This is a genomic window from Rhodoferax sp. (assembly GCF_018063565.1).
GTDB lineage: Bacteria > Pseudomonadota > Gammaproteobacteria > Burkholderiales > Burkholderiaceae_C > Rhodoferax.
In genome coordinates this window covers 1-8,570 of sequence record NZ_JAGPBB010000118.1, presented here as the reverse complement: position 1 = coordinate 8,570, position 8,570 = coordinate 1, and the positions used below count along the sequence as shown (strand labels likewise).

Sequence of the window (8,570 nt, the reverse complement as noted above, 5' to 3'; positions counted from 1 at the left end):
CGACTCAGCATGTGTGACAGACGCGCTCGCAGGAGAACCAAAATTCGACGATTGGCGTATCGACTGGGGCTCGCAGAAAATCAATGTACCGGGAACCTGACCGTCGCCAGCGACTTTTTGGTGCCCATAGCTGTCAAACGCGGAAGTAAATTTGTCGGCTCCTGTGCAGCGGGAGCGGGCCTACAGAAATTCAAACTGATCGCCCGACACCTGTCATCGATGTATGTGGCCAACCGTCGGCTGTATAGTCTCGATTTCAAGTAGATGGGCACGCGGACTCAACCAAAATGACCAATCGTGCTTGACCGCTTTCGGAGCTGCGAAATACGACTTCACAGCAACCGGCCTCAAAGCAACCCGTCAGCATTAGGCTGATTGCCTCAATATGCGACTCCTGCTGCCAGATCTCCCGACTCACCCACCGAGACCGCTCGAGCGTGAACTACAGCCTGGCCCAGGCAATCGAGTCAGGTCATATTGGCACGGGGGCTGCCGCCAATTTGATCAGGTGGCGAATTTGTGATGAACAGTTCAGGCACCGGAAAATATTTTCAATCTACGATGAAGAGCTTTGCCCCAACTGCTGTAAAGGATCGATGTGGTTCTGCGTTGTCTGCAACTTGATAACTCATGCCCGCCTTAAGTAAGAATTTACGCCCGTCCTTAAGTTCGGTGTGAAGTTCGCCCTCAGTGCATAGAAGGATGTGCCCTTTGCTACACCAATGATCAGCTAGGTAGCCAGGCGTGTACTCCACCATACGAACCCGAATGTTTCCAAAGTTCTGAGTGCGCCAATAAGCCAAGCCAATTTTGCCGTTGTGTTCGGTACATTGGATGGTTGACCAATCTGTGGTTGCGAACGGGATGTTGGACATTTCCATGGTCATTTCCTGAATTGATATCTGTTTTGTAGCAAAGCTTGATACGGTACCAATGTAACAGTTCAAGGGAATCTTAGAGTCATTTCATGTAATATTATTACTTAACAATTTGTTATGAGTGCTGAACAAAAAATCATTAGTTGATATATGTTGGCGTTTCTACAATCCATCCCGGTCTTAACACGCTCTAACAGGAAACAACATGTTTGAAAAAATTGCACTTCGTTCTGCCTCTGTCGCGGTCCTCGCGGCTTCCCTGCTGGGCGCCGGCATATCGACTGCCAGCGCCGAAAACCTGAAGGTGGCAGCTGATGTCGGCTTTGCCCCCTTTGTGATGCGCAACGCCAACGGCCAGATTGACGGTTACTCGTATGACCTGATTCAGGCCGTTGCCAAAAAGGCCGGTTACACCGGCGTCGAAGTGTCGGACACGCCGTTCAACGCCATCTTTGCGGGCTTGTTCTCTAATCGTTTTGATCTGGTTTTCAGCCCTGTCAACGTCACTAACGAGCGCGCGTCGCAGATGTTGTTTACCGAGCCTTACCTCGCAGGTGGAGTGGGCTTTCTGGTAAAGAAGGGTAGCAAGCTAGCATCGCTGGAAGAACTCAAGGGCAAGACCATTGCAGTCAACAACGGCAACTTCTCCGATAAGTGGCTACAGGACAACCAGTCTAAGTACGGCTTTGAAATCCAGCGTTACAACAAGAACGCGGATGCTGTACAGGCCGTGCTGACAGGCCGTGCATTCGCCAACATGGCTGAAACGGCGGTCATTCGCTACATTACAACGCAGACGCCACAAGCCGAAGTGGCCTACAACTTCAACACAGGCACTAACATGGGTTATGCCGTTCGCAAGGCCGATGTAGTTCTCAGAAACAAAGTCGAGCAAGCAGTTGAATGCCTGAAAGCGGATGGCACGATGGCAAAAATCCATATCAAGTGGTTTGGCTCGGCGCCTGAAGCTGATACCTCAGGTGCAAAGATCTTCCCGGGTTATGGTGCGCCTGGCTTTGACGGTTACGACACTACGCCGCACACGGCCAAGTGCTCTTGATACATGTCTTGATAACTAAGGAGTTTGAATGAATGACATGGTCGTGATCGAATCTTTGCGCAAGTCATACGGGGATACTGAAATCCTGAGTGGCATTAATCTGACGGTGCGCAGAGGCGAGGCCACGGTCATTGTTGGGGCATCAGGTTCAGGAAAGAGCACATGCCTGCGCTGCATTAATCGGCTTGAGGAGCCTTCAGCTGGACGAATTTTAGTTGATGGGATAGATGTTACGTCTCCGGTGGTCGATCTGAACAAGGTGCGTCAGAAAATCGGTATGGTGTTTCAAGGGATCTTTCTGTATCCGCACATGACCGCTCTGGGTAACGTCTCGCTGGCGCTGCGAAAGGTCAAGGGATTGAAGCGGATGGAGGCCGAAGAACTGGCCCTGGAACATTTGTCTGACGTGGGTCTGGCCAACCGCGTGGGGCATTACCCGTCACAGTTATCGGGCGGACAGCAGCAGCGGGTAGGCATTGCGCGCGCGCTGGCCCTTGACCCCGCCGTGATGCTGTTCGACGAACCCACGTCGGCACTCGATCCTGAACTGGTGGGCGAGGTGCTGAACGTGATGAAGCGTACTCGTGAACGCGGCATGACCATGGTTGTGGTGACGCACGAGATGAAGTTTGCCAGGGAGGTGGCCGACCAGGTAGTGTTCATGGAGAAGGGTGCAATTATGGATCGCGGCACGCCACAGGAAGTTTTGGTGACCCCTCGTCACCAGCGGATTCGTGATTTCCTGGCGCGCGAGCACTAGACGCAGTTCACCCAGCGGTCATTGCTCCATGGAAAAAATCTCTTATTACTTCTTCAACTTTGAGTTGATCCGGCCCTACCTCCCGCAGTTGTGGAGTGGGTTCCTGCTGACACTAGGCATGGCCGTGGCTACGGTGGTTTCGGGCATCGCGCTCGGCCTGGCACTGGCGGTCGTGCGCGCACACCAGATTAAGCCGATCAACGCTTTGATCGTCGTGTTCATCGACATCTTCCGCGCTATTCCGCAGTTGGTGGTGATCGTGGTGGTGTATTTCGCTTTGCCGGCGGCCGGCATCACGCTGAGCCCGGTGGTAGCCACGGTGACTGGCTTGGCATTGATTCTTGCGGCATTTGCCGAGGAGATCTTCTGGGGTGGCTTTGGCGCCATTGCTCGCGGGCAGTGGGAAGCTGCGCGCTCGACCGGGATGAGTTTTTCGCAGGCGTTGATCTCAGTAGTTTTGCCCCAGGTCTTGCGCAACAACATTGCACCCCTGACTAACCGCGCCATCGGCATAACCAAGGGCACGGCACTGGGATCCGTTATTGCGGTACCAGAGCTATTGAACGTGGCTTCCAGCGTGCAATCAACGATTGCCAACCCCACCCCGATGATGGTAAGCGCGGTGTTGTTCTGCTTGATTTTCCTCCCCTTCGTGCGCCTGACTCGTTGGTTGGAGACTCACTTCAACCCTGTGCGTTAGAGAGGATGGCACTGATGGACTTCATCCAAACTTTCCTGAACCCAGATATCCTCAAGCAAATTTTTCCCTTGCTCCTTAAGGGCATGTGGGGCACGGTACTACTATCCTTAGTAGTGTTGCCACTGGCGGTAGGAATCGGCTTGTTGATCGCGTCGATGCACTATCAAAGACACAAGCTCCTGAACCGGGTGTTGGTGGGTTACGTGGACTTTCTGCGCGCGTTTCCGCCCCTGGTGCTGCTGATCTTTATCTTCTATGCACTGCCAATGACGGGTATCGAGCTAAGCCCATTCGTGGCCGCCGTACTGGCGCTGGTGCTCAACGGTTCCAGTTACTTTGCGGAAATTTTTCGCTCGGGTCTTGAGTCCGTACCCAAGGGACAGGTCGAGGCCGCTCGGTCGACTGGCCTGAACCGCCGCCAGACCATGCTGCATGTGATCATTCCGCAGGGCGTGCGCAACGTGGTGCCCGACTTGGCCAGCAACACGCTCGAGGTTGTGAAGCAAACGTCCATCGCGTCTGTGGTGGCGATGGATGAGTTATTGCGTGCGGCGCAGCTGGGTCAGAGCCTGACCTACAGCCCCACACCTTTGATTGCAGCCGCCATCATGTACGTGCTCCTGTTGTGGCCATTGGTGCGTTTGATCTCGCGCATGCACAAGGTCACCATTCCGACCTGACCTGGTTTAGGCAACTGGTCGTTCGACTGCCCCCGGCATTTCGTAAAGCGTGTCAATGAAAGCCTGCGCCATTCGCGACAGCGGCGCAAAGGTACCATGCAGTATGCTGACCGGTGCCGCCACGGTGGGCTTCATGGGGCGCACCATGATGTTCGTCCAAACGGGGCCTGATGCGGTAAGCTCGTCGATAAGCGCAACGCCTGCTCCGGCCTGAACCAGCGCGCAGGCGACATGTAGTTGCGTGACCTCGGTGCGTGGGCGAATCATCAGGCCAGCGTCGAGCCACATCTTGCGTAGCAACTGTCCCACTGGGATCTCACTGCTGTAGCCGATGAATGGCTGGTAGAGCAACTCCTTGATGTGGATACTTTTCTTGGCCGTGAGCGGGTTGCTGGTATGCAGCGCGACCACCATATCGTTCTTGTACAAAAGCTGTGCGCAAACGCTAGGATGTGTTTCCATAATGAAGGCAAGACCCAACTCGACGCGCTGCGTCAGCACGGATTGCAGCAGCGTGCGGGGCGTTTGCGTCTCGAGCGTGATGCGAGCGTCGGGATACTTTTTATAAAAGCGTGTGATCGCTTGTGGCATCAGGTCGTGGCCAAGGCTGGGACTGCAACCTATGCGAAGGTGACCGCCGCGGTTCTCGGCCAGGTCTTCAGCCACTTCGTTGACACGTTGCACGCCTTGGTAGACCGTATCGACTTCCTGGAACAGCCGATTGGCCTCAGGTGTGGCGTATAGGCGGCCCTTGATGCGCTCAAACAGCGTGAGCCCGAGCCTTTGCTCGGTGTACGACAACAGCCTGGAAACCGCAGGCTGAGAAACATGCAACTGCTTGGCAGCGTCGCTGATCGAGCCCGATAACAAAACGGCGCGGAACACCTCGATTTGCCTCAAATTCATGCGCATGAAATTCGTATTTTATAAATTAACTTTATGTTATGGATAGAGCATAAATAAGTATAAGACATTTATCAAATCCAAACCTAAACTACCTAAATTGAACAGCAAGGAACAGAAGGTATGAGTGACTTTGATCTGGTGCTTACCGGCAATCTCGTCGACGGTGATGGCGTTGTGGCTAATGGCTGGCTGGGTGTGCGTGACGGGAAGTTCGCTGCACGCGGAGCCGGCCCGGCGCCGGTCGGGCGCGATAAGCTGGATGCTACTGGGCTGTGGGTATTACCCGGTGTTATCGACGGGCAGGTGCACTCCGGAAGCCAAGCCCACCAGGAAGGCCTTGGCATGGCGTCGCGAGCCGCCGCGGCCGGCGGTGTGACGTTGATGGTGGACATGCCGTACGACGATCCAGAGCCGGTGGCCAGTCGGGCTCAGCTCGATGCCAAGATTCTTGAGGTCGAGCGTGAATGTCATGTAGATGTGGCACTGTTTGGCACACTGAATGAACAGCATGGGCTACAGGCTGCGCCCGGCCTGATCGAGGGTGGCGTTTGTGCATTCAAGTTTTCTACCTTCGAGGCAACGCCCGGGCGCTTTCCCCGGGTGGAGGAGGACGACCTTTATGAAGCGTTTCGTCTTATCGCCCCTTCGGGTTTAGTATGCGGCGTTCACAACCAGATGCAAGAGCTGACGCGTAAAAACATTAAGCGATTGATTGACGCCGATGACACAGGCTGGGACGCTTTCATGCGCGCGCATACGCCGCTGATCGAGAACCTAGCGACCACACTTATCTATGAACTGGGCGCTGAAACCGGTGCGCGAGCGCACGCAGTGCATGTGTCGACATCGCGCGGTTTTCAGGTATGCAACATGTACCGTCAGGCTGGGCATAAGTCCAGCATTGAAACTTGCGTGCAGTATCTGATGCTAAATCACGAAGAGCACACCAAACGCTTTGGCGCCAAGACCAAGCATTACCCGCCAATTCGGCCTAAAGCCGAGGTGGACTTATTGTGGACCCATATCGCCAACAACGAATGCACGTTTGTTTCGTCGGACCATGTGAGTTGGGGGTTGGAGCGCAAGGGCAACCCGAATGTTTTTAAGAATTCATCAGGCGGCCCAGGCCTTGAGACGCTGTTGCCTGCTTTCTGGACGGGTTGCCAGTCGCACGGCATCTCTCCGAGCATGGTGGCTCGCCAACTGTCCACCAACCCAGCACGACACTTTTTACTGGATGATTCCAAGGGATCCTTCAAAACTGGAACTGATGCAGATTTTGTAATTCTCAAGCCCGAGACCTATGCTTATGATCCGGGCACCAGCCTCTCAGCGGTGCAATGGAGTTCGTTTGAAGGCATGGAGTTATCGGTACGTGTTCAATCCACTTGGTCGCGCGGGAGCGCGGCTTACGCTGATGGTCGCATCGTGAATCAAGAGGGAAGTGGTCGCTTCGTCCGACCTGGGCCCGGTCGCGTGGGGCAGTGCATCCTATGAAAATACCTATGACTTCACTTAACTCTGAGCGCCTTTGGGGCCGCATTGAGTCGCTGTCGAAATTCACGCTTCCTGATGTCCCATGGACGCGACGTGCGTTTTCTCCGCTGTTTGTCGAGGCCAGGGCTTGGCTGAAGCAGCAGATGCGAGATGCGGGACTGGCCGTGCATCAGGATGCCGGTGGCAATCTAATCGGACGTCGTGAGGGCAGTGACAGCGCATTGGCGCCCATTATCACGGGTTCGCATTGTGACACCGTGGTGGGGGGTGGCCGCTTCGACGGAATCATCGGTGTGCTGGCTGGCATTGAAATCGCGCATGCACTCCAGGATGCCGGGGTGGAGATGCGACACCCGCTGGAGGTGATCGATTTTCTCTCTGAAGAGCCCAGCGACTATGGCGCGTCGTGTATCGGCAGCCGGGCGTTCTCGGGGTTGCTGGATCCGGCCATGCTTGCACTGTGCAATGAGCAGGGCGAGTCGCTGGCCCAGGCTATGACGCGCATCGGCGCAGATCCTAGCGCCCTGAGCGCCCCACTGCGCGGCCCAAACAGCACGGCCGCCTTCGTCGAGCTGCATATTGAGCAGGGTCCCGTGCTAGAAAAGCGTGGCCTGCCCATTGGTGTGGTGACCAATATTGTGGGCATTCGGCGCGTGCGGATTACCGTGCTGGGACAGCCCGACCATGCGGGGACAACCCCCATGGACATCAGGCGTGACGCCTTGGTGGGTGCGGCAGAGATCATTAGGATCGTAAATCAGGAAGCCTCGCGCATGAGCGGCAATCCGCATTATGTTGTTGCCACAATCGGCAAAATTTCCATGCAGCCCAACGTGCCCAATGCGGTGCCGGGTGTGGTGGAGATGATGATGGAAGTACGCAGCGAAAGCCGACAACTGCTGGATACCTTTCCGGAGTTGGTTATGGCAGCGGTGCAGACCGCCCTGACAGACCTGAGGTTGACCGCACAAATGGAACATGTGAGCCAATCCAAGCCGACAGACTGCCAGGAGGTGGTGATGCAGGCGATTGAGCAAGCTAGTCAAACGCTGGGTTACCCAAACATGCGCATGCCCAGTGGGGCAGGACATGACGCGGTGTACGTGGCCCCGACCGGTCCCATCGGCATGGTCTTTATTCCGTGCCTGAACGGGCGCAGTCACTGCCCACAAGAGTCAATCACGCCTGAGCAACTGATGGATGGGACGCGTGTGATGTTTGAAACCATTCGGGTACTAGATCTGCAGCTTGATCGATCGCCCCAATGACAAATCTGTCTGCACAAAAGTCGAAGACACATAGCGATAAACGACGCAGCCCCGCGCAGTGAGTTCATCGCAGAAAAGCGCGCCAACCGTGATTGACAGTTTGATACGCTTCAGCCTTTTGACATGCATTGGTGCCGCTGCTGACCGAATTATCGTGGACTCATCGAGTTACCGCTTGAATCGCGAACAGATCGGCACTGCGTCCAACCGATCTCCCAATTTTTCTAAGGTTATCTTCTTGTTGGGTGAAGTAATCAAGCCATCGTTCAATTTGAAGTTTAGGAACGAGAGATTTCTAATCTACCGGCAACTTCCCTTACGCTGAGAACCTGGTTGCGCTATCTAACCACTGGTCAGGCATCTATTACGACCGGGGCAGCCTTTAGGGTTGGCCAGATTCACATATTTACCGAGAAAAGTCTATTAATAGAACTTGGCCCGGCACGATCAATCGGGCTGCAGTCTGAGGTTGCCCATGCTTTCCGGACTCCTTGAATAAACCCTTGTCGGTGGTATTGAGCGACCGCTCTAGCGACACCAGTTTGTAAAGCTGGCAGACCGGTATGGACACGTTGAAGCCCGCCACGAACGGCTCCTGATGAGCAATGGATTGGGTCACCCGTAAGCTGACTCTCGTGACCGGCGGCAAGGGGTCTTGACTTGCCGCACAAGCAATCAAGTCATATGACTGCACCTGGTCGGGAAGAGACGACCACTATGCAGATGGGGCATCCTGCTTGCAGTCAAACGCTACAAGACTACGCCGAACCCTGGATGCTGGCTATTTGACGCTGACTTCGGATGCCGCGACTTCAGCAGAG

General features: G+C 55.0%; 8 protein-coding genes. 6 read left to right on the top strand and 2 right to left on the bottom strand.

Going from position 1 to position 8,570, the window contains the following annotated elements:
• Nucleotides 1-551: 551 nt before the first annotated feature.
• Entirely contained in the window at nucleotides 552-881 is a 330-nt protein-coding gene (locus KBF66_RS17675) for a DHCW motif cupin fold protein (RefSeq protein ID WP_296660519.1), read from the bottom strand.
• Nucleotides 882-1,083: 202 nt separating this feature from the next.
• Here KBF66_RS17675 and KBF66_RS17670 point away from each other — a divergent pair, with 202 nt between their 5' ends.
• From KBF66_RS17670 to KBF66_RS17655, 4 genes are read left to right on the top strand one after another with little or no spacing between them, the layout of a single operon-like run.
• Nucleotides 1,084-1,938 carry an ABC transporter substrate-binding protein gene (locus KBF66_RS17670; RefSeq protein WP_296660513.1) on the top strand — a complete coding sequence of 285 codons (855 nt, stop codon included), beginning with the start codon at nucleotides 1,084-1,086 and terminating at the stop codon, nucleotides 1,936-1,938.
• A 28-nt stretch (nucleotides 1,939-1,966) separates the two neighbouring features.
• Nucleotides 1,967-2,698: an amino acid ABC transporter ATP-binding protein gene (locus tag KBF66_RS17665; RefSeq protein WP_296660510.1), complete on the top strand. Its 732-nt coding sequence runs from the start codon at nucleotides 1,967-1,969 to the stop codon at nucleotides 2,696-2,698.
• A 28-nt stretch (nucleotides 2,699-2,726) separates the two neighbouring features.
• On the top strand, nucleotides 2,727-3,398 hold the full coding sequence (locus KBF66_RS17660; protein WP_296660507.1) for an amino acid ABC transporter permease: 672 nt from the start codon (nucleotides 2,727-2,729) through the stop codon (nucleotides 3,396-3,398).
• Between the two features lie 14 nt (nucleotides 3,399-3,412).
• Nucleotides 3,413-4,078, top strand: a complete 666-nt coding sequence (locus KBF66_RS17655) for an amino acid ABC transporter permease (protein ID WP_296660504.1) — start codon at nucleotides 3,413-3,415, stop codon at nucleotides 4,076-4,078.
• 6 nt (nucleotides 4,079-4,084) lie between these two features.
• Here the strand turns inward: KBF66_RS17655 and KBF66_RS17650 are convergent, their stop codons facing one another.
• On the bottom strand, nucleotides 4,085-4,990 hold the full coding sequence (locus tag KBF66_RS17650) for a LysR family transcriptional regulator (RefSeq protein WP_296660499.1): 906 nt from the start codon (nucleotides 4,988-4,990) through the stop codon (nucleotides 4,085-4,087).
• 114 nt (nucleotides 4,991-5,104) lie between these two features.
• Between KBF66_RS17650 and KBF66_RS17645 the strand changes: the two genes are divergently transcribed.
• Both KBF66_RS17645 and KBF66_RS17640 read left to right on the top strand, forming a co-directional pair.
• Entirely contained in the window at nucleotides 5,105-6,481 is a 1,377-nt protein-coding gene (locus KBF66_RS17645) for an amidohydrolase family protein (RefSeq protein ID WP_296660496.1), read from the top strand.
• A gap of 8 nt (nucleotides 6,482-6,489) precedes the next feature.
• Entirely contained in the window at nucleotides 6,490-7,749 is a 1,260-nt protein-coding gene (locus tag KBF66_RS17640; protein WP_296660493.1) for a Zn-dependent hydrolase, read from the top strand.
• Nucleotides 7,750-8,570 lie beyond the last annotated feature (821 nt).